This is a genomic window from Rhizobium sp. T1470, assembly GCF_042140505.1.
In the GTDB taxonomy this organism is placed as follows: domain Bacteria; phylum Pseudomonadota; class Alphaproteobacteria; order Rhizobiales; family Rhizobiaceae; genus Rhizobium; species Rhizobium favelukesii.
Genome location: NZ_CP148092.1, coordinates 1269368 through 1290624, shown reverse-complemented (window position 1 = coordinate 1290624; position 21257 = coordinate 1269368). Strand labels below are relative to the sequence as shown.

Below are 21257 nucleotides of genomic sequence, written 5' to 3'. Positions count from 1 at the left end.
CCATGGAAACGACACAACCAACCGGCCTGATTGCAATCGATCGCGAGATGGCGCGTCAGCATGCGGATGCGCTGGCGTCCTATGCCGGCGCAAAGCTAACTGCTCAGACCATCGCCGCCTCGCTGAAAAAGAACGGCAACCTCCTTCTCCTCGGCATGGGCGGATCTCACGCCGTCGGTCGCGCCGTTGAGCCGCTCTATCGCGCGCTGGGCATCGACGCCATCGCTCTCCCCCTTTCCGAACAGCTGGGGCAACCGCTATTGCTCGACGGCAGAACGGTCATCGTTACCTCTCAATCCGGCGAAAGCGCCGAAGTCGTGCGCTTTTTCACCGAGACCGGAGGCGGCGCTGACACGTTCGGCCTAACGCTGGAGGCAGGATCATTTCTCGCGCGCACGGCAACTTCCCTCGTTGGCGCCGGAGGCTCAGAGTTGGCGTTTGCTGCGACCCGCAGCCTGACCGTCTCCTTTGCCCTGCATCTGGCGGTGTTGGTGGCCCTTGGCGAAAATCCGGCCGCCGCGCTTGCCGCGCTGACCTCCCCCGAGGGGCCTAACATCGATGCCGCCCTTGCAGCCTTGGATGGCGTGGCGAGCGTCGTCACGTCGGGACGGCGCCTGCAGGGCCTTGCCGAAGCGCTGGCACTTGGCCTGACGGAACTCTCCCGTCTCCCCTGCTTTTCGCTCGAGGGCGGACAGTTGCGGCATGGACCCATGGAAATGCTCGGCCCGGCGATCGGCGTCATCCTTTTCCGAGGCAACGACCGCACTGCGAGCTTGGTCACCGCCATGGCGGTATCGGCGGTCGAAACCAGTGCTCCGGTCATCATCTTCGATGCATCTGGCAAAGAGCCTGTTGCTGGCGCCGTGACCATCGGCTTCAGGCCGGCTTCGGGTCTTGGCTCGATCTTCGCGATGCTGCCGGTGGCACAGCGGTTGATGATTGCCTTTGCCGATGCGCGTGTTGAGAACGCCGGAACGCCGGTACGCTCGACAAAGATCACCCGGAGCGAATGATGCGTCCTCTTGCTGTCATTGGAAACGTCAATATCGACCTTATTCTCGGTCCCGCAGCCCCCTGGCCGAAGGCCGGCACCGAAATCATCGTCGATCATGACGAGTTGCGCGTAGGCGGAGCGGCCGGCAACAGCGCGCTCGCCTGGAATGGTCTCGGCGTCGAGTTTGAGATCGCGGCCAATGTCGGCAACGATCAATTCGGCCGCTGGCTGAGCGAGGCCTTCGCAAAGCGCTCCGAAAAATGGCCGGTGCGCGCCGAGCAAACGACGCTCTCTGTCGGCATCACGCATCCTGATGGCGAGCGCACCTTCTTTACCACGCGTGGCCATCTACCTCGATTAAGCCTGGCCGATGTCCTTGCCGTTCTCGACGGCGCCAAGCTTTCAGGCGGCTATGCGTTGCTCTGCGGTTCGTTCCTGACGGACGATCTCACACGCCAATACGATGCTTTCTTCGACTGGGCCGATCAGCACAAGATCGCGATCGCGCTCGATACGGGCTGGCCGCTCGACGGCTGGACGAGGGACAATTGCGATGCCACGCGGCGCTGGCTGTCGCGCTGCGCAATTGCGCTTCTGAATGAAGTGGAGTCCACCACCCTTGCTGGCCTCGACGATCCGGTCGAAGCGGCGGCCGAGATCCGATCACATATGCCAGACGGCGCGATCGTCGTCGTCAAGCGCGGACCGGATGGGGCGCTGGCGATCGGCAGCGACGGGCAAAGCATCTCGGCTGCCGCCCCCGCGGTCAAGGTCGTCGACACGATCGGCGCCGGTGACGTCTTCAACGCGGGCTTTCTTGCGGCGTTGGCGCAAGAAAAATCTCTCGCTGACTGCTTGGCGGCGGGAACCGAGGTCGCCTCACGGGCCATTTCCACCCTTCCCCGCAACTACGGCGGAAAATCAATGTCTGAGGAAACCGCTCCATGAGTGCGCTTGAAATCGTCAATATCCGCAAGACATACGGCGACGTCGAAACCTTGAAGGGCATCGACATTGCGCTCGAAAGCGGCGAATTTCTCGTGCTGCTCGGCTCCTCGGGCTGTGGCAAGTCGACCCTGCTCAATATCATCGCAGGTTTGGCCGAAGCCACCAGCGGCGACGTGCGCATCGGCGCGCGCTCGGTGCTTGGCGTGCATCCGAAGGATCGCGATATCGCCATGGTCTTCCAGTCCTATGCTCTCTATCCGAACCTGACTGTCCACCGCAATATCGGCTTCGGCCTGGAAATGCGCAAGGTTCCAGCCGTCGAGCGTGACCAGGCCGTGCGCGATGCAGCCAAGCTGCTGCAGATCGAAAGCCTGCTCGAACGCAAGCCAAGCCAGCTGTCCGGCGGCCAACGCCAGCGCGTTGCGATCGGCCGGGCGCTGGTGCGCAAGCCGGAGGTGTTCCTGTTCGATGAACCACTGTCCAATCTCGATGCAAAATTGCGCATGGAGATGCGCACTGAACTCAAGCGCCTGCATCAGATGCTCAAGACCACGGTCGTCTACGTAACGCACGACCAGATCGAGGCTATGACGCTTGCTACCCGCATCGCGGTCATGCGCGACGGGCGGATCGAACAGCTTGGCACCCCATCAGAGATTTACGACCGGCCCGCAACCCTCTACGTCGCCACTTTCGTCGGTGCACCGCCAATGAACCTTCTGATGGTTACAGCTCGCGGCAGCGAACTTCAGATCGACGGCAGCGAGACCATGCTGCCCCTGCCGGAGGGATTTGAAACCCGGCCCAAGGATGGCCAGAAGCTGATTGCGGGCATTCGACCGGAGGCACTTCGACTTGGCTCGTCCGGTTTCACGATTCCGGTGACGTGCGAGGTTGCCGAATTGACTGGCCCCGAGCTTGTCGTCACCGCTTTCGTCGGCACGCAGCGCATGACGGCCTGCCTGCCGTCGCGCACGGCATTGGTAGATGGCCAGCAGCTGACGCTTTGCTTTGACAGGGAGGCAATCCACCTCTTCGACGCAGAAACCGGATCGCGCTGCAACTAGCGGATCGTCACGCCGGTTTGCGGGCCGCGACAAATCGGTTCATGGCCTCGAAGGAGAACGCGGCAATCGGCAAGCTGGTTTGCCCCTCAAGCGCCAGGTCGGCAAGAATTTCGCCGACGACGCTCGCGAACTTGAAGCCATGCCCGGAACAGGGCGATGCGACGACCACGTTCGGATGGCCGGGAGCAAGGTCGAGCAGGAAATCCTCGCTCGGCAGCATTGTATAGCGGCACGTCACGGCATTGACCCGCAGCCCTGCGGCGGCCGGCACGCGCTTGGAAATAAAGCCATCGAGCAAGGCCGTGTCGGCATCGTTGACCGCAGGGTTGGGTTGGGTGGGATCGATCGGCTCACGGAAATGCGCATGCCGGCCCACTTTGACACCATCGGCACCGATCGCCGGAAAGCCGAAATACGAGCCCTCTGCGCCCTCATCGCGGAGGAAGCAGGGCATGCGTTGCCGTTCGGTGGCAAACCCGTCGCGCGGCTGATACCAGGCAACGACCTGGCGGATTGGCACGGCATGCTGTCTCAATTGCGGAACGAGCTCAGCGATTAAGGAACCGGTGGCAACCACGACCTTCCTGGCGCGGTAGTGGCCGTCAGCCGAGCGGATCGTCACACCACCATCGCCCGGCTCGATCGCAATCACCCGTTCGCCGAAATGAAGGACTGCTCCGTCCTGAGCCGCAAGTTTGAGATAGCCCATGACAGCCGCTTCGGGCCTCAGATAGCCGCCCTGAGGATCGAGGACGGCGATGTCTTCGTCATCCAGTTGGAAGGCAGGGAACCGACGCGCCATGTCCGCCCTGTCGAGGACCTCGTGCGCCAACCCGTGCATCTTGCAGGACGCGCGCGTTCCCGCAACAATCTTGCTGCTTTCGGCGCCAATCTGGAGGACGCCGGTAATGGTCAAAATGTCTGTACGAAGCCGGGCCTCCAGACCGCGCCAGTTGCGATAGGCGCGTCGTAGCAGCGGCACATAGGATGGATCTTCGAAATAGCCGAGCCGGATCAGGCGGCTGTCCCCATGCGAGGAGCTGAGCGCGTGGGCGGGGAAATAAGCGTCGACGCCAATCGTTCTGGCGCCGCGCGCTGCGAGAAAGGAAAGTGCCGCACTTCCCATGGCCCCGAGGCCGATAACGGCAACGTCGAATTCAGCTGTCATTTCTCTTTCCTCAGCGCACGGCCGGCGGCGCTTCGTTCCGGATCAGGATGCGGACCGCTTCCATGTCGCCGGCAAGCGGACGATCGTCGCCATAATGCGGTACGACCTGGCGTACGCCATGGTGGATCGCATCCGTCCCCTTGGCGCGCTCCGCCGTTGACGCAAGGAAGTCATGCGCCTGGGCAGCCGCCATTAACTCGATTGCGACAATATATTCCGCGTTGTCGATCACCGACAGAAGCTTGTTTGCCGCAGCCGTCGGGTGCGCAAGAAAATCCTCCTGGAGACCGGAGGTCAGGCCGCCGTCGGTGGAAGCGGGTGCAGCCAGCCTGCGGTTCTCGTTACTGAGCGCAGCCGCGGTATATTGCGCGATCATGAAGCCCGAATTGCTTCCGGCATCGCTCGCCAGGAACGGCGGCAGGCCGCTGACCAGCGGATTGACGAGCCGGTCCATGCGACGCTCGCTCATGGCAGATATCTGCGCGATGGCGATCGCCAGGCTGTCCGATGCCTGCGCAAGCGCGGGCGCCACGGCATGGGCCTCTGATGAGACAATCGGATTTTCGGGCGTTCCTGAGACGGCCGGATTATCCGTAACGGAGGCAAGTTCGCGATCGACAACGTCAGACGCGTTGTCAAAGACGTCGCGAGCCGCACCATGGGCATGCGGGATCGAGCGCAGGCTGAGTGCATCCTGCGTGCGTTTTCCGAGCGCTGCTGCGACCAGAGCGCTGCCATCAAGGCGTCGTCTCAACGACGCCCCAACATGCGCGATGCCGCGCGACGGACGAAGCGCCAGGACGGCTTCGTCGAAGGCCGCCACCTGGCACCCTGATGCCTCCAGCGTCAAAGCCGCGACAGCATCCGCCCAGTCGAGCAGACGGCTCGCGCGCGCCAATGCGACGCTGGCTAGACCGGTTGCACAGGCCGTACCGTTGACGAGGCTCAATCCCTCCTTCGCACCGAGCACGAGCGGTGCAAGACCGATGGCGCTCAGCGCCTCGCGGCCGTTCATGCGCTTGCCCGCCACCTGGGCGCTTCCCTCGCCGATGAGGACGAGCGCGGAATGGGCATTGTGCGTGAGATAGCCGGCTGAGCCTTTTGACGGGATATCCGGCACGCAGTCGTGCTCCAAAAATGTCGTCAAATGGCGCACGATATCGGCCCGCACACCGGAATGGCCGTGGGCAAAATTGGCGATTTGCGCCGCGATGATCGCGCGGACCTCGCGCGCCGCCAACAGCTCCCCAACGCCGCAGGCGTGGCTGAGGATGATGTTGCGTGACAGCCGGCTTAGCGAGTGGCGATCAACCACCGTATCGGACAGCGCCCCAACGCCGGTATTGATGCCATAGGCGCGCACGCCCATCTCGACGATGCGTTCGACGATATGGCTGGCATTGTCGACCCGGGCCCAGGCAGCAGGAGAAAGCGCAAGCGTCTCGCCTGCTGCGACGCGTGCCACGTCGCGCCAGCCGATCCGTGTGTCGATGGTGACCGTCATTGCCCGCTTCCGAAATGTCCGATGAATTGGCGGAAAGCGGGCGACGCGCCGCCGCCGCCGAACATCTCGTCCGGCGTACCGCTGCTTTCGACCAGGCCTTCCTTCATGAAGACAACGCGGTTGGAGACATTGCGAGCAAAGCTCATCTCATGCGTAACGACCAGCATGGTCATCCCCTCCTCGGCAAGGGCGCGCATGACACGCAGCACTTCACCGACGAGTTCCGGGTCGAGCGCCGAGGTCGGTTCGTCGAAGAGCATGACTTTCGGTCTCATCGCCAACGCCCGGGCGATCGCGGCGCGCTGCTGCTGACCACCCGACAGATGCGCAGGATAGGCATGGCGCTTGTCGGCGATGCCGACCTTTTCGAGCAGCGCCTCGGCCTCGGCGATGCATTCAGCGCGGGGGCGCTTCAAGACGTGGACCGGCCCCTCGATGATGTTCTGGAGGATCGTCATGTGCGACCAGAGATTGAACGATTGGAAGACCATGCCCAATTCCGAGCGAATGTGGTCGACCTGTTTCTGGCTGGCAGGCCGGCTTGTGCCGCCCTTGTGTATCATGCGGATCTGCTCGCCATCCACCCAGATCTCGCCGTCGGTTGCCGTCTCCAGCAGATTGATACAGCGCAGGAAAGTGGACTTGCCGGAGCCGGAGGCCCCAAGCAGCGAGATGACGGCCATCCTGGGCATCGAGAGAGATGCCACGCAGGACCTCGTGCGTGCCGAAGCTCTTGCGGATGTTGCGGACGGAAAGTCGGGTAACGCCTGGCATGAAAGCTCCAATCGTGTCCGTTCAGCCCTCAGGCTTTCAGCGCCGGCGGAATCGCGCGGCGGTGTCGCGAGAGGGAATATTCCAGCAGGGACATCGCCTGCAGAATGATGAAGTTGAGAACGAGGTAGATGATGGCCGCACAGAGGAATATCTCCATCGTGCGGTAGGTCTGCGAGATCAGCCGCTGCGCCACGCCCGTCACTTCCCATACGGTCACCAGGCTCGCGAGCGCCGTCGATTTCATCATCAGGACGATCTCGGTGGAATATGCCGGCAGCGCGTGGCGGAAGGCGATCGGCGCCAGGATGCGACGCACGAGAAGCGCACCGGACATGCCGATCGAACGCGCCGCCTCGATCTCACGTGGAGAGACGGCGCGAATGCCGCCGCGAAAAATCTCGGCCGAATAGCCCGCCGTGCAGAGCGCCAGGGAAAGAACGGCGCAAACGAACGGTTCGCGCAAGAACGTCCAGAGGAACGAGTAGCGGATGAAGCCGAACTGACCGAGCCCGTAAAAAACAAGGAACATCTGGATCAGAAGCGGCGAGCCGCGAAAGATGAAGATATATCCCTTGGCGATGGCTGCGAGTAGCGGATTGCCGCCGACGCGCATCCAGACAATCAGGAGTGCCAGAATACCGCCGGAGACGATCGAGAGGGAAAACAGCGCCAAGGTCATCGGGACGGCCTTGAGCAGCGTGGTCATCGTCTGGGTGAGAAAAGCAAAATCCATCGGACTACCTCACGCCTTGCCCATGGCCGCTGTCGGCATGCTACGATTGGCCCGCCTCTCGGCGCCGTTGAAGATGCGGTCGGAAAGGCTCGTCAGGATCAGATAAAGAGCGCCGCCAACGATAAAGAACAGGAAATACTGTCGCGTGGAACCGGCCGCGACCTGGCTGGTGCGCATCAGCTCCGCCAGGCCCGTCACCGAGATCAGCGCCGAATCCTTGAGGCTGAGCTGCCAGACGTTGCCGAGACCGGGGATTGCGAAACGCAGCACCTGCGGGATGATAATTCGGCGAAACCGCAGCCCACGATGCATGCCGATGGCCGATGCCGCCTCCAGTTCGCCCTTGGAAATGGCAAGGTATGCGCCGCGGAAAACCTCCGCCTGATAGGCGCCGGAAATGATGCCGACGGCCAGTGCACCGGCGAGGAAGGAGGGCAGCCCGAGGAAGCCCTCGTAGCCCAACGCCTTGCCGATCGAGGTGACCGCGGAGGACCCCCCGAAATAGATGAGATAGATGATGAGCAATTCCGGCACGCCGCGAAAGACGGTCGTGTAGACGTTGCCAAGTGCAACGAGGGACGTCTTGCCAGAGAGCTTTGCAGCAGAGATTATCGCACCAAGCACAGCGCCGATCGCCAGTGCGCTTGCCGTCACGCAGAGCGTCATCAGTGCGGCCAGCAGAAGCAGTGCGCCCCATCCGGTCGAGCCGAATCCAATCAGTTCCAGTGTTGCCATATCACATTCCCCGCGCCCGCCGCTGTTTCGGCGGTGTCAGAATAGGATGCGGCCCCCGGCATTGAAGCCGGAGACCGGGATTTCCGGCCTTTGCCGGAAATCAGTTCTGCGGGCTGACGTCGACCTTGAACCACTTCATCGACAGGTTCTTTACGGTGCCGTCGGCGAGGGCCGACTTGATCGCCTCGTTGAACTTGTCGCGAAGATCCGTGTCTGCCTGGCGGACGCCGAGGCCTTCACCCTCGCCCCAGATCGGGCCGACAATTTCAGGGCCGGTAAAGGCCAGGCTGTCGTTTGCGGACTGGAAGGCATTGGCAAAATAGACGGCATCGTCAAAGCCGAGGTCGATGCGACCGTTCTGCAGATCGAGATCGCGGTCGGCGCCGGTCTTGTATTCACGAATCTCGGCAATGTCACCGAAATTGTCGTAGACGAACTTCGCATAAACGGTCGCTGCCTGAATGCCGATCGTCTTACCCTTGAAGGCTTCCTTCAGCGCATCGACTTCCTTAACGCCGGTCTGACCAGGCGTCATCTTGATCGTCGCGCCGGTGCCGGCTGCGTTGGCAAGCGGGCTGTCCTTGGCGGTTGCAAAAGCTGCAGGCGTGGCAGCGTAGGGAATGGTAAAGCCGATGACCTTCTTGCGGTCCTCGGTGATCGACAGTGCATCCATGATGACGTCGAACTTGCCGGCATTGAGCGCCGGGATCATGCCGTCCCAGTCAGAAGCGACGAGCTTGCATTCGATCTTGGCGCGTTCGCACAGAACCTTGGCAAGCTCGGGCTCGAAGCCGCCGAGCGTGCCGTCGGCATTGGTCATGTTCCATGGCGCATAAGCACCCTCAAGCGTAATCGTGGCAGTCTTCCAGTCCTTGGCGGCAACGGGCGCAGCAAAGGCCGAAAGCGCAAAAGCGCTGGAAAGAAGAAGCGCGCTGAATTTCATCGGTTGGATCTCCTCTGAAGTGACAATTGATTTGCAGTCCGATACCGGTCTTCGCCGGCTTGCTCGATGCCGACCTTTTACTCGGCCGATCTTTCGAGAGGTTGTATAGGGTACCATATGTGATATTTTGTGTTATGCAAGAGGAAAGTCGATTTATCGAGCGGATTCCGCCGTTGCAAAAGGAATGAGCAATGAAGCGCCCAAGCGAGATGAAGCGGGACAACGATACCGCACCGCTCTATGCCGGTGTCAAGCAGATGATTCTCGACCGCATCCATAGCGGCGAGTGGCCCCCCAAGCATCGCGTGCCTTCCGAAAACGAACTGGTGAGCGAACTCGGCGTCAGCAAGATGACCGCCAATCGAGCGCTGCGTGAACTTGCAACCGAGGGCGAACTGGTCCGCATCCAGGGTGTCGGTTCCTTTGTCGCGGAACGCAAGGGTTATTCGGCCCTGTTCGAGGTGCGCAACATCGCCGAAGAGATTGCCGAACGCGGCCACGGCCATGAGGCCCGCGTCGTGGTTCTCGCCCAGGAAACGGCGTCTCCCGAAACGGCTGACGCGCTCGAACTGGATATCGGTGCGCCTGTGTTTCACTCCTTGATCGTGCACAGCGAAAATGGTGTGCCGGTGCAGATCGAGGACCGTTTCGTCAATCCGGCGGCAGCCCCCGACTATCTCGCGCAGGATTTCGCCTCGCTGACACCGAACGCCTATCTGACGGCTGCCGCCCCGCTCAGTGGCTCGGAACATATCGTCGAGGCAGCAATGCCGCAGTCCTGGGAGTGCAAACTGCTGACAATCCTCAAAAGCGAGCCCTGCCTGGCGATACGCCGCCGCACCTGGTCGGGCCGGCGCGTGGTCTCCACGGCCCGCCTCATCTACCCCGGCCACCGCTATCGACTCGAGGCGCGCACCGGCAAGTTGTTCGAGCAATAGTCATTCAGTTGTATATGGAACATCCGGCTAGCACTCTTGCACATGTCATTGCAATCCGCGGATAGCCAATCGCAATGGCCTTGCGCAACTCCAGCAGAGGCTCATAGTCCGCGTCCGAGACGGTGGAAATGGCCGTTTTGCTGCAGAGCAGCCCCTCGCTAAGCGTTGTTCGCGATTTTAGGTCGAATGAAGGAACCTCGAAAATGCGTTGGCATGTTGGCGGAGTTCCTTACGGCAAGTGACCTCCGACCCTTAAATTTTCGGCTGTTTTCGTCAGCGAAATTTCTTATACGGCTTAAAGAAGTAACTGTTTTCGTCACCCCAGCAAACTCAGGGACACGAACAGCGTGCCTTGCTACTGACGGCGAGGCCCACACTTTTTGCGCGACGATCGGGGTTGATATCTTGAAGTCGCGAACGCGCGCACCTTGCGGATCGCCTTTGGGCCGCGAGGCCCCGGTCGGCTGTGGCATCTGCTGCACAACTTCAAAACCAGGGCGTCTGAACCCAGATTTTCTCACCTTTTTGCCAAGGAAATTGCTGGTGCAGTTTCAGCGAAGTACCTTTTTTTTCGCGACCCAGCAAATTTCAGGGCATCCCGGAGAAGGCCAGCAAACAACCTCAAAAAATCACCATCCCCTGGAACGTCCGGGGAACCGACCCGCTGTCGACGGCAGGCTGATATAGCGCCATAGAACAGCGGTCACCTCCATCCAACGATGGCGGATCGACGTAGATCTACGGCTGGCAAGCCGCATCTATCGGCTCTTGGCTGACGCATCGCAAACATAGTCCTGCGAGGTGCCAACAGTATCAGTCAGCCCTGTACATCGAGCCCGATATCTAATGTCGGGGCACTGTGCGTGCACCACCCAACTGACACGAGATCGACACCCGAGACGGCGATTGCAGCCACCGTCGCCGGCGTTACCCGGCCCGAGGCCTCGGTGATTGCGCGGCCATTGACGATCGCGACCGCCTCGCGCAGCTGCGCCGGTGTCATATTATCGAGCAAGACTGCGTCGACATTCTCCTGCAGCGCTTCGACTAGCTGCTCGAGCGTATCCACTTCGACCTCGATCTTGACCATGTGTCCGACGCCGGCGCGGGCGCGACGGATCGCCTCGGCCACGCCGCCGGCGATCGCGACATGATTGTCCTTGATCAGGACGGCATCATGGAGCGCAAACCGATGGTTCATGCCGCCGCCGGCGCGAACCGCATATTTTTCCAAAGCGCGCAGTCCGGGAGTCGTCTTGCGCGTGCAGGCAATCGATGCCTTCGTACCCCTGACGGCCTCGACCAGACTTGCCGTCACGGTCGCGATGCCGGAGAGGTGGCCAAGAAAATTGAGCGCGGTGCGCTCGCCGGTCAGCAAGCCGCGCGATGGCCCGTTGATCGTGGCAATGGTGTCGCCGGGCTTGACTTGGGAACCATCCTCCAAATGGCGGGTCATCGTGATCGTCGGCTCGACGAGATGGAAGGCGAGCTCGGCGGCATCGAGGCCGGCAATGACACCTGGCTGCCGCGCCACCATGACCAGCGACGAACGATGATCTGCCGGGACAACCGCGGCAGTGGTGATGTCGCCGGCAAGGCCGAGATCTTCGACGAGGGCGGCGCGAACCAGCGGTTCGATGACAAGCCGCGGCAAAGGGGCAAGGGACATATCAGGCACTCCGGGCAAAAGAATGAGCGTTGGCACGCGCGACATTAAGCACATCGACGAGTGTCATGAAGCGGCGTTCGGCGACAGGCAGCTTCAATGGCAAATCGGTGCGTGCATGCGCGCCGCGGCTTTCCTTGCGCAGCATTGCAAAGACGGCAATCGTCAACGCAACAATCGCCGGATCGGCAGCGGGGCCACTGTTTTCGGCGACTGGCAACAGGGCGGCGATCGCTCCCTGGAGAGCACCGGCATTGCGCAGCACGCCGAGGTGGCGCGATACGAGCACACGCACGGCCGAAGCATCCGGCGCCGGCACAGGTGACACCCCTCGGACCGACCGAACGGGACCCGCCGAGGTCGCGCTGATGCCACCGGCAGCCCGCAGGCCGAGGGCAGCTGCCTCAAGCAACGAGTTGCTGGCCAGCCGATTGGCGCCATGCAACCCGGTTGAGGCCGCCTCGCCGACCACCCACAGGCCTGGAACCGAGCTGCGTCCCGTCAAATCGGTCGCAACTCCACCCATGTGATAGTGAACGGCAGGGCGCACCGGTATGACATCGCTTGTCGGGTCGATGCCAGCCTCACGGCATAGCGCGTGGATCGTTGGAAAGCGGGAGGCGAAGCGACCGCGGAGCGCACACCGAGCGTCCAAGAAGACTCGCCTTCCTTGCGAAAGCTCTGCGCTGATGGCGCGCGCAACGACATCGCGCGGCGCGAGTTCCTCTCCATCGATGCCGGACATAAAGCGCTCGCCTCTGTCATTGACGAGGATGGCGCCCTCGCCCCGCACCGCCTCACTGACAAGCGCCAGCGGCCGGCGGGCAGAATCGAGGCCGGTCGGATGAAACTGCACGAACTCCATGTCGGCAAGGCTCGCGCCTGCCCTTGCCGCCAGCGCAAGTCCCTGGCCGAAATTGCACATCGGATTGGTCGTCGCGTCATAGAGCCCGCCGATGCCGCCCGTCGCCAACACCACCCTGTTGGTCACGAGGGTGGCGATTTGTGCTCCACGAGAGACGGTCAGACCGCTGATAGAACCGTCATGGGTCAGGAGCGAGCGCACCTCGGTTGCATCGAGCACGGTGATCGAGGGCGTCTTGTCGACCGCGGTAAGGAGAGCGGCGATGATCGCGGCGCCGGAGCCGTCTCCTGATGCATGCACGATGCGTCGGCGCGAATGGGCAGCCTCCAGACCAAGCACGAGGCGCCCGGCGCCATCTCTGTCGAACGAAACGCCGGCACTCTCCAGGGCGGCGATGACGGCGGGGGCATCGGCGATGATCTCAGATGCGGCTTGCGCATCGCACAGGCCGTCGCCGGCAGCAAGCGTATCGGAAAGGTGCAGATGAGCGCTGTCATCGTCGCCAAGACATGCGGCAATCCCGCCTTGCGCCCAAGCACTCGAGGTCTGCGCACCAATGGCGCCGCGGGTGATCAGCGCGACCGGCTGCGGCGCCAGCGTCAGCGCCGTCATCAGACCGGCCAGACCGCTTCCAACGACGACAACCTGCCCGCCCAACGCGTCAAGACGCTCGGTCATATCGCAAGCATCCGTTCGACGGCACGCCGGGCAGCAACGGCAACGTCGGGGTCGACCGTGACCTCGTGGCGATTTTCCTCCAGGGCCGCGCGGATGTTGGCGAGCGTGATCCGCTTCATATGCGGGCAAAGGTTGCAGGGACGAATGAACTCGACATCGGGGTAATGCACCGCGACATTGTCGCTCATCGAGCACTCGGTGAGGAGCACGACCCGGGCTGGGCGCTTCTGCCCGACGAAATCCGACATCACCGCAGTCGATCCGGCAAAGTCTGCCTCGGCCACGACATCCGGCGGACATTCGGGGTGTGCCAGCACCGTCACGCCTGGATAGTTCTCGCGCAGCTGCCTGACGTCATCGGCTGTGAACAGTTCATGGACCTCGCAATGACCATGCCAGGCAAGCACTTCGACCTTCGTTTCGCGCGCGACGTTGCGGGCGAGATATTCGTCCGGAATCATCAGAACACGCGGCACGCCGAGCGACTCGACGACCTGTTTGGCGTTTCCTGATGTGCAGCAAATGTCCGATGCCGCCTTCACGGCCGCCGAGGTATTCACATAGGTGATAACAGGCACGCCGGGGTGGGCTTGGCGTAGCAGCGCCACGTCCTGCGGCGTGATCGAATCCGCCAGTGAGCAACCCGCCCCTAGGTCCGGTATGAGCACTGTCTTTTCCGGATTGAGGAGTTTGGCCGTCTCGGCCATGAAATGCACGCCAGCGAGAACAATGACGTCGGCATCCACATCGATCGCTTTGCGGGCGAGTGCCAGGCTGTCGCCAACGATATCGGCCACCCCGTGGAAGATTTCCGGCGTCTGGTAGTTGTGTGCCAGGATGACGGCATTGCGCCGGCGCTTCAGCTCGAGGATCGCCTCAACGTCATCGGCGAACGACATCCACTCGGCTTCGGGAATGACGCGGCGAACGCGCTCGTAGAGCGAGGACACGGAAACGGGGTGATTCATGGTCGACTCCTCGTTATGCTCTATCTGAGCATATCATCGACCCATCAATATTCTCACAATGAGCATATGTCAATTACGAGAGAGCGGCAATTTCGATCCGGCAAGCGCGCGTTCTTCGAGGACGACATGCCGGTAACGAAACAGCTTTGCGGGCCGCCCGCCGGTTTCGCTCGTCGTCTCGCCCGTCTCCTCGACCAATTCCTGCTGTTCGATCAACCGGCGGAAATTCTGCTTGTGCAGCGTCAGTCCGGCCAGCGCTTCGACGCTGCGCTGCAATTGCAGCAGGGTGAAGCTCTCCGGCATCAGCTCAAAGACAACTGGACGGTATTTGATCTTCGCACGCAATCTTGCAATGCCCGTCGCAAGGATGCGCCGATGGTCGGCGAACATCGCCCGGCCCGGATTGGTTTCGACCGGGCAACCGGCCTCTGTCACGATGCCCGCTTCGTAGAGCAGTTCATAGCGTTGTAACACCAGATCCTCATTCCACGCAGCCTCACGGAGCCCGAAAGCGAAATTCGCCCGGCGCAACCGCTCATTCTGGCGGACGGGATCGCGCTCGGCCCACGCGACAAGACGCGTGACGATCCCATCGAGGATCGCCGGGCGCCCAGCGCGCCAGTCTTCCCAGGGGAAATAGCGGTACCAACCATGCCAGCCGGGTCGGCCGCCGCCCGGCGTCGCCTGCTCACGCACCAGACCGAGATAGCTGATCGAAATCGTCCGGCCGCCCAGGATCTCGTTGTTTCGGTCGCGGTCGGCAAAGGTGTAGAGTTGCTCCAGATAGCCGACGGGATGGCCTGTCTGCTCCTGAACCCATTCGCGTAGACCGCTCTGCAAGGTGCGATGGCCCATTTCGAACGGACCGGACGGAAGCGCGTCACCCGATCGGATCGTCATGACACGCGGTTCGCCGCCCGTCACCGCCACGAGTACGGCTATCAATTCGGCATGGGCAAACCCGATCGTCACGGCGGCTACGAATCCATCTCTATCGACTGCTCAATCTCTGGCACAGCAAGCCGCCGCGTGAAAGCACTCCGGAGTTGACCACGGCAGATTGCTGACACTAGCGCAGGAACTGCCGGAAGCGTTTCAGCGCAAAATAGAAGAAGATAGCGCCGAGCGCGAAGAGCGATGCAAGCAGCGGCCATACGACACTCAGGCCTCCCCCGCGGAACAGCGCCGCCTGACGGCCGGGATCAGCGTGATCAGCGCCGTCCCGAAGATGGCAGCAATCTGGCTGTGCATGAAGGCCGAGATGAGAAGCCCCATGCTGTTGGTGCCGGTGACATCGATCAGCGCGGCGAGCGTGAATGTCAGGAAGCTCCCGGTGAAGGCACTCGGAAAATGAAAACAGCGAAAGCTGCCAGCATGAAGAAATTGAGCATCGCAAGCGCGATGTAGGGTAGCGGCTTGCCGAATAGGAATTCGATACGCGTGACGGGCGTCGCGTAGAAATTGATGAATGGCTTATCCCGTTCGCGCAGGTATCAACACATGTAGCGTTGCGCAGGCCGTATCTCGCCTGCTCCGACATAGGGCGGGATGAGCGAGAGGGCATCATCGAGATCGACGAGTCCAAAGTGCCCTTCCGGCGCAAGGCCGAACCGCAGTTCCGGCGGACTTATGAGACTCCGCGTTCGGGCACTCGAGCTAAGGTACATGGCTCTATCGCGCCAGCGCAAAAGACTGTGACGCGCCTCCCCATGAACCCAACCCGACGTATCTCGCAGCAACGTGCTCACGAGATGCGGATGTGGCGTGTCACCTGGCCATTGCTTTCCCAGTATGTGTGCTTTTTGGCGATCAAGGGATCGTCCATTGCCGGTTGTATCTGCCCAGTAGTACTGATCGCGCGTGAGGTCACAGTATGTTCTCCAGGAGAGGGATTTGCCCAATCCAAGGACCAAATTTTCCAAGCGTGTTCGGCTTCCTCACTGTGATCGATGATCGCTGGTTTCCATGGCGTTTGATCGATTTGTACTTCGACCCGGTCAATCGGCGCCCCCCAGGCCGCGCCGATAATGCGGTAACCTGAGCCTGTCCGGGTGACTTTGGCGGGTGCGGACTTTATCAGGGCTCGGCCGACGGAAGTCTCAGCCCAGACTGTCTCCCCGTTGTGCTCTTCCTCTCGGATGGTGACATAGTCGCGAGCCATCAGCAGGCTCATAAAACGGGTGTCGCGAACCTCGATTTCCTTCAGCCACTTGACGTTGGCGATGCCGTACCAGCCCGGAGCAATCAGCCGCAGCGGGAAACCGTTGGGCGTCGGCAGGCTCGCGCCGTTCATTTCATAGCACAGTAGATTGTCGGGGTTCATCGCGTCGCCGAGCGACATGCTGCGAGCGAAGTTCTGTTGCATCTTGATGTCGCGTATTTCGACGTCGCCTTTGTCGGTACCGAAGAAGACAACCTCGATGCCACTATCAAGGACCCCGGCTTCCTGCAGAATCGGCGCAAGCGGCGTGCCTGCCCAGCGGGCATTGCCGATGCCGCCGGTGAAGAATGGGAAACCGTGGTTGCCCGAGCATTCCACTGTGAAAACGACCTCCTGTCGCGGTCGCGCCTTGATGTCAGCGAGCGTCAGTTTTAACGGCTTCTTGACCAGGCCGCCGATATCGAGGGACCACGATTTCTCGTCAATCGTCGGTCGATTGAAATGCGCGATGCTGAAGAACTTGTCATTTGGAGTTATGAAGGTATCCAAATCTTCCCAGACGAGCTGCGTCTGGATAACGGCCGGATTTGGATTTTCCGTCGGCTGATCGAGCCACGGAACAACCTTCTCGCCCGTCTGCGTCGGAAAAGCGTTGACCCCCGAAGCGTACAGACCCGCGATTGCGGCGAGAACCGCACTTCCTTGAACGATAAATTCTCTGCGTTGAAGATCAGGCATGTTCTTCCCTCCCGGATGCCATCCGGAACGGGCTGCAATGCGCCTTAGGCCGGAGCCTAAAGAACGGATATGCGCACGATGTTTACCCCACCCGGAAATGCCCCGAACGAAGTCAAGCGTCAGCTTCGCATATCAAACATGCAGCGCCGGACGACTTCTACTTTACCTCGCATCCCTAATATGCGCGATTGCGAAAATAGTCCATAGTTGTGGACAGAGTGTTATGACGGCGGTACCGGATCTCGAGCTGGAAATTGCCGGTATCGGTTGTCCCATAGAGCTGACGTGCCTTGCGTCCCAGCCAGTCGGCATGCATTGCCTGGACATACCCCCCGATGGTCTCGGTGCGTCTCGGCATCGCTCCGTCGATCCATGCACAGACCTCGACGCCCTGCCCGGAATTTCGATCACAAGGCTGAGTTCGCCCGATCGCATGCGTCGGTCCAAGTCGTCGTAGTCGACAATCGGCGGCTTCTCGTCAAAGTACCGGGATCCGGAAAGCTGGACTTAGTCTTGGCAGATCGTGGTGTCATCGCGGTCAAGCACGGCGAACGAGAGGTTCTCAACCTCCATATTGATGTGGTAGCCGATGACGAACATCAAGATGACGCTGCCGACAATGGCAAGCGTGGCGCAGATGGGATCGCGCTGTAGCTCGAGCGCCTCTTGCCTCGTATAGGCAAACATCCGGCGCGTGTCGAAAAGCCGGCGAAAGCCGTATCCCCGGGCCGCCGCCAACCGACGAACCGAGGCTGCAGGCACGGCAAAGCTTGCGGGTGCCTCGTCCTTCGTACCTATCGCATCTTCGAGAAAGGCTACGAACGCTTCCTCCAGCGCAACGGCAGCGGGGCATGCTCAGCTTCGTGCTCTTTGACGAGGCTGTTTGCGGTATCGACGCCAATGACAGCCCGGTGCAACTGCGCGGCCGCATGGCGGAGGCGCGCTTCAAGCTGCTCGGTATCCGTTCGGGCGAGCACCTGCCCCGCCTCAACGAAATCGCCCTCGTTGACGAGAATGTCTGGAATGCGGCCGGCAGTCTTTGTCGAGATATCGATCTGGTGGCCTCAATGCGCCCATTGCCGCCGGCAATGCCATCAGGGAGACGGTTATCGGAGAATTTCAGCCAAGCGTAATACCCTCGACCGCGACAATGGAGAGTAACGCAAGCAAAAGCCAGCTCTTCGTCGACATCAGAACCGCTCAACTTGAAGCGAATGGCCGACCACGATCTATGGTTGCTTTCAACCATAACAGCGATTTGACGATGCAAACAATCGCCATTCAGACGGATGGTCGAATCTTCAATACGTTGAGCCCAGGCGCTCTGTAGGCGATAAAAAACGAATCAACACAATTGATCCGATCAATTATCTCCGTTAGGTTGATTGCTGGCATAATAGTCGCGCAACAACCGGCGTTGGAAGGAGAGAGCCATGAAAGATGGACCCCATGCAGTTGATATTCACGTCGGGAAGACGATCCGCATAAAGCGTCTGATGCGTAAAGTATCGCAGACCGAACTTGGCGATAGGGTTGGCGTCACCTTCCAGCAGATTCAAAAATACGAAAAAGGTGCCAACCGCGTCTCGGCGAGCATGCTGGTCGAAATCGCCGGTGCTCTCGATGTGGACGTCCGAACTTTCTTCGAGGACGTCAGCACGGCGAATGACAATCCGACGCCCAGCGACGAATTCGTTGTTTCGCGCGATGGCGTTCTGCTCAACGCCGCCTTCCTGTCGATCAAGAACGAGGCGGTTCGCAAGAAGATCGTAAAGCTCGTGCAGGCAATTGCCGGCATGGAGCAACTGGACGACGCCGAGTAACAGCACGGTCCGAACGCCCCGGCATGATCGTCAGTGGCAATCGAGAAGCACCAGGTTCTCGCTGGCATCTTTCATCGCGACCTGCGTCTTGGTGCCGATCAGCTTTTCGAGATTGACATCGAGTTCCCGCTCGGGGTCGATGCCGTCCCAATCAATGACGACCTGAAGAAGAGCCATATTGGTCAAGTGCGTCAGATTATGCAGCTTGAGCTTTTGGGCTTCATCCTTTGCGGCCGAGAGCAACCGGAAGATTCTGGCGTACTCGCTACCCGTTCCCTCGTCCCTCGTTAGAATGTTCATTGCCACCGCCTTCTTTGCTGATGAGCCTTCTGGGCTTCAACGAGATCCCATCATTCAGGTCCAGCGTTACTCGGGCGTTACAGGCGTGACAGCCTCGTGACTTCCGCCCGCAAATGCTCAAAGTGAGACGTCGCGGCGAAGCCCCAGTCACGCTCCTGAGCGGCAAACTCCACGTCCTGCAGATATTGCAACACGAGTTCGGCATCCTGACGCTTGCGCTCGATCTTTCGCGATCGAACGATCCGCAGGATCTCCTTGGCCCGGCCGTCCTCGGAAAAAGCGCAGCCTTCGATGACCTTGGGATAGGTGCGCTCTGAAAAGTGGAGGAAGCGGCCGGCAAGTAACAGCATCTTGTGTTCGGCAAGCGAGACCGCACCCGTCCGGTACAGGTCATCGATCGTCGGCTGAAAATCCACCCAGGGGATCGAGAGCGGCAGCCAGCCGAGCTCTTCGGGTGCATGCACGAGCGCCACGGCTTCATCGTCGATCAGGCGACCTTGCGCATAGTCCTCGTAGATCGAGCCAAGGCCGACCATGCCGAACGCCGCGCATTCGGCCGCGCGAAGCGCACCCATGCTGGCGCCGCCGACGACAACGACATTGTGCTGCAATGCGTAGAGGATTTCCTTATGCCATACCGAAGGCACTTCCCCGAAGTAGCCATCAACAATCCCGATCGCGTGCGCACCGTCCTGTACGGCTTGCAATATGTCACCGCGTGCAGCCGGCCCGCGAAAATGGATCGACGGGTTTTTCGCGCCAAGCGTGCGAATGTCGGCGCCGAAGCTCGGCCCTGCGAAGATAACCTTCATTGCATTGCTCCCTGCATGGCGTTGACGGCGCGCAACCCGAGTTGGATGTATTCGCCGCTGACATCCACCTCGAGACCGGGCACGATCATGCGGACGACCGAGACCGGCAGGCGCGGATGGGGAAGCGGTACGGCCACCACCTGATCGATACCTCTCGACGTTAGGCGATCGAGAATTTGCGAGATGTTTTCCTGAATGGTGCGCGGCGAAGGTTCGAACGAGAATGTGGGAGCGGCTGGCGTTTCATCGCAGAGATTGATGAGCTCCTGCATCGGACCGCCGTCGTCGAGCCTCTGGTAAAGACGCGGCGAAAAGTCGTCACGACTGCCGGCAATTGCTGTCAAGCGGCTCTGCGCTGCCTCGGTGATTGCGCGCAGCGCTGCGCGAACAGGATCAGGATGGCATCCACATCCGCCACAAACATGGGTCCAACGCGCATCCACACGGTCCCCGAGATTGCCCGGAATGATAACGGCCAGAAAGCTCGGAACGCCAATATCGGTCGTCATGTCGAGGAGCAGCAGACGCATTCCGGCACGCTCGATGCGATCGACAATGATATCGAGCACGGGGTCGCCGAATGCAGTCGGATCAATGCGCGCGCCGCGCAGTTGCTCGTATGGGCGCAACTGCGTCAGCGCAAAGGCGTCGCGTTCGACCAATTCGCAAAGGCCGTGAAGCACGGCTTCTGCCGGCCGGTTTCCCGATGCGAGGCCATCGCTCGACTGCTCGAAACCGGATGGCCGAACGCCCCGATGGTCGAGGCCGACGAGCGGCCAGGGTACGAAGACTGGACGGTTGGAGATGATGTCCAGGCCCTCGCCCCAGGCAATAGGCTCGGAACCGATCTCGGAAGGAACGCAACGCGCCACCGAATCGAGGTCGATCATCGGCGCATCCTCAGCCCTCATTCCGGCCAGAGTGGCAATCACAAGGTCGCTCGGCTGGTTTTCCGCAACGCGTGTCTCAACGGCCTCCATCGCCGCCGAGGTCATTGCCGCCTCTTCGTCGATGCCCTTACCCTGGAAGACGGAAAGCGTGTAGCTGTTGGGTCGCGTGGCAAAGGCTACGGGGATCTCAAGAAGGTCAAGTGCGGTGAGCAGCCCCACCCGGGTAATGCCAAGTTCCTTGAAATGCGGCTTGATGGCCGCGAATGTCTGTCCAGGCGCCAGCGAGCGGTCGTGGTAGCTGTTGATACCGGCCGATGAGAGACTGAGATCTTGCGCCAGGCGCTCGAGTGCGGTCTGAACAGACATTCGCATGAACCCTCAACGGAACTTCAGGGCGTGAACGATGTTTGCCGTGGCGTTCGTGTCGAGTTGCACGGCCTCCTGCTTCAGGACGGCCTGAGCGGCGGCCGAAAGGCGGACTGCAACTGGCTTGATGTGAACCGTCGTCATTGTGTCATCTCCTTGCTGGAAGCAGCATTGAGCTGCGGACAG

Annotated in this window: 19 protein-coding genes and 4 pseudogenes; 5 read left to right on the top strand and 18 right to left on the bottom strand. The window is 60.9% G+C overall.

Annotated features, from left to right (window positions below):
- Positions 1–2: 2 nt before the first annotated feature.
- Genes WGT02_RS27375 through WGT02_RS27365 form a run of 3 tightly spaced genes read left to right on the top strand, consistent with a single transcriptional unit; the run spans position 3 to position 3009 of the window.
- The gene (locus WGT02_RS27375; RefSeq protein ID WP_375679397.1) at positions 3–1013 is read left to right on the top strand and encodes an SIS domain-containing protein; all 1011 of its coding nucleotides are present in this window, start codon (positions 3–5) and stop codon (positions 1011–1013) included.
- Positions 1013–1942, top strand: a complete 930-nt coding sequence (locus WGT02_RS27370) for a PfkB family carbohydrate kinase (protein ID WP_024317193.1) — start codon at positions 1013–1015, stop codon at positions 1940–1942. Before WGT02_RS27375 ends, WGT02_RS27370 begins: the two co-directional genes overlap by 1 nt.
- Positions 1939–3009 (top strand): ABC transporter ATP-binding protein, encoded by a 1071-nt coding sequence (locus tag WGT02_RS27365; RefSeq protein ID WP_208247583.1) that lies wholly within the window; start codon positions 1939–1941, stop codon positions 3007–3009. The genes WGT02_RS27370 and WGT02_RS27365 overlap by 4 nt, the downstream gene beginning before the upstream one ends.
- Before the next feature lie 7 nt (positions 3010–3016).
- Here WGT02_RS27365 and solA read toward each other — a convergent pair whose 3' ends face one another.
- From solA to WGT02_RS27335, 6 genes and pseudogenes are all read right to left on the bottom strand, one after another.
- Positions 3017–4177: an N-methyl-L-tryptophan oxidase gene (solA, locus tag WGT02_RS27360; protein WP_208247581.1), complete on the bottom strand. Its 1161-nt coding sequence runs from the start codon at positions 4175–4177 to the stop codon at positions 3017–3019.
- A gap of 10 nt (positions 4178–4187) precedes the next feature.
- On the bottom strand, positions 4188–5681 hold the full coding sequence (hutH, locus tag WGT02_RS27355) for a histidine ammonia-lyase (RefSeq protein ID WP_208247579.1): 1494 nt from the start codon (positions 5679–5681) through the stop codon (positions 4188–4190).
- Positions 5678–6455: pseudogene (locus tag WGT02_RS27350) on the bottom strand (ABC transporter ATP-binding protein). Before WGT02_RS27350 ends, hutH begins: the two are co-directional and overlap by 4 nt.
- Before the next feature lie 28 nt (positions 6456–6483).
- Complete coding sequence (locus WGT02_RS27345; RefSeq protein WP_024317198.1) at positions 6484–7188, bottom strand: ABC transporter permease; 705 nt, start codon at positions 7186–7188, stop codon at positions 6484–6486.
- Positions 7189–7197: 9 nt separating this feature from the next.
- Positions 7198–7923 (bottom strand): ABC transporter permease, encoded by a 726-nt coding sequence (locus WGT02_RS27340; protein ID WP_024317199.1) that lies wholly within the window; start codon positions 7921–7923, stop codon positions 7198–7200.
- A 100-nt stretch (positions 7924–8023) separates the two neighbouring features.
- A complete protein-coding gene (locus tag WGT02_RS27335) occupies positions 8024–8866 on the bottom strand; it encodes a transporter substrate-binding domain-containing protein (RefSeq protein ID WP_024317200.1) in 843 nt (280 codons plus the stop codon).
- A gap of 191 nt (positions 8867–9057) precedes the next feature.
- On the opposite strand from WGT02_RS27335, the gene hutC reads away from it, so the two are divergent.
- Positions 9058–9804, top strand: coding sequence for a histidine utilization repressor (gene hutC, locus WGT02_RS27330; protein ID WP_024317201.1), 747 nt, complete (start codon positions 9058–9060; stop codon positions 9802–9804).
- A gap of 817 nt (positions 9805–10621) precedes the next feature.
- On the opposite strand, the gene nadC is transcribed toward hutC, so the two are convergent.
- From nadC to WGT02_RS27290, 8 genes and pseudogenes are all read right to left on the bottom strand, one after another.
- Positions 10622–11473 (bottom strand): carboxylating nicotinate-nucleotide diphosphorylase, encoded by an 852-nt coding sequence (gene nadC / locus WGT02_RS27325; RefSeq protein WP_208247577.1) that lies wholly within the window; start codon positions 11471–11473, stop codon positions 10622–10624.
- A gap of 1 nt (position 11474) precedes the next feature.
- Positions 11475–13013, bottom strand: a complete 1539-nt coding sequence (locus WGT02_RS27320) for an L-aspartate oxidase (protein WP_024317203.1) — start codon at positions 13011–13013, stop codon at positions 11475–11477.
- Entirely contained in the window at positions 13010–13981 is a 972-nt protein-coding gene (nadA, locus tag WGT02_RS27315; protein WP_024317204.1) for a quinolinate synthase NadA, read from the bottom strand. Before nadA ends, WGT02_RS27320 begins: the two co-directional genes overlap by 4 nt.
- Positions 13982–14050: 69 nt before the next feature.
- Positions 14051–14953 (bottom strand): hypothetical protein, encoded by a 903-nt coding sequence (locus WGT02_RS27310; RefSeq protein ID WP_208247575.1) that lies wholly within the window; start codon positions 14951–14953, stop codon positions 14051–14053.
- Positions 14954–15169: 216 nt separating this feature from the next.
- A pseudogene (locus WGT02_RS27305) lies at positions 15170–15447 on the bottom strand (ABC transporter ATP-binding protein/permease); the annotation flags it as partial.
- Positions 15448–15725: 278 nt separating this feature from the next.
- On the bottom strand, positions 15726–16880 hold the full coding sequence (locus WGT02_RS27300; RefSeq protein WP_208247571.1) for a sulfite oxidase: 1155 nt from the start codon (positions 16878–16880) through the stop codon (positions 15726–15728).
- Between the two features lie 229 nt (positions 16881–17109).
- Positions 17110–17579: pseudogene (locus tag WGT02_RS27295) on the bottom strand (ABC transporter ATP-binding protein/permease); the annotation flags it as partial.
- Positions 17580–17734: 155 nt separating this feature from the next.
- A pseudogene (locus WGT02_RS27290) lies at positions 17735–18057 on the bottom strand (biotin/lipoyl-binding protein); the annotation flags it as partial.
- A 256-nt stretch (positions 18058–18313) separates the two neighbouring features.
- Here WGT02_RS27290 and WGT02_RS27285 point away from each other — a divergent pair.
- A complete protein-coding gene (locus WGT02_RS27285) occupies positions 18314–18703 on the top strand; it encodes a helix-turn-helix domain-containing protein (RefSeq protein ID WP_024317211.1) in 390 nt (129 codons plus the stop codon).
- Between the two features lie 30 nt (positions 18704–18733).
- Here the strand turns inward: WGT02_RS27285 and WGT02_RS27280 are convergent, their stop codons facing one another.
- The 4 genes from WGT02_RS27280 to WGT02_RS27265 form a co-directional block, all read right to left on the bottom strand.
- The gene (locus tag WGT02_RS27280) at positions 18734–19003 is read right to left on the bottom strand and encodes a hypothetical protein (protein WP_024317212.1); all 270 of its coding nucleotides are present in this window, start codon (positions 19001–19003) and stop codon (positions 18734–18736) included.
- Positions 19004–19080: 77 nt separating this feature from the next.
- Positions 19081–19815, bottom strand: coding sequence for a TfuA-like protein (locus WGT02_RS27275; protein WP_208247569.1), 735 nt, complete (start codon positions 19813–19815; stop codon positions 19081–19083).
- On the bottom strand, positions 19812–21071 hold the full coding sequence (locus WGT02_RS27270) for a YcaO-like family protein (protein ID WP_024317213.1): 1260 nt from the start codon (positions 21069–21071) through the stop codon (positions 19812–19814). The genes WGT02_RS27275 and WGT02_RS27270 overlap by 4 nt, the downstream gene beginning before the upstream one ends.
- A 12-nt stretch (positions 21072–21083) precedes the next feature.
- Positions 21084–21215 carry a hypothetical protein gene (locus WGT02_RS27265; protein ID WP_258579725.1) on the bottom strand — a complete coding sequence of 44 codons (132 nt, stop codon included), beginning with the start codon at positions 21213–21215 and terminating at the stop codon, positions 21084–21086.
- Between the last annotated feature and the right edge of the window lie 42 nt (positions 21216–21257).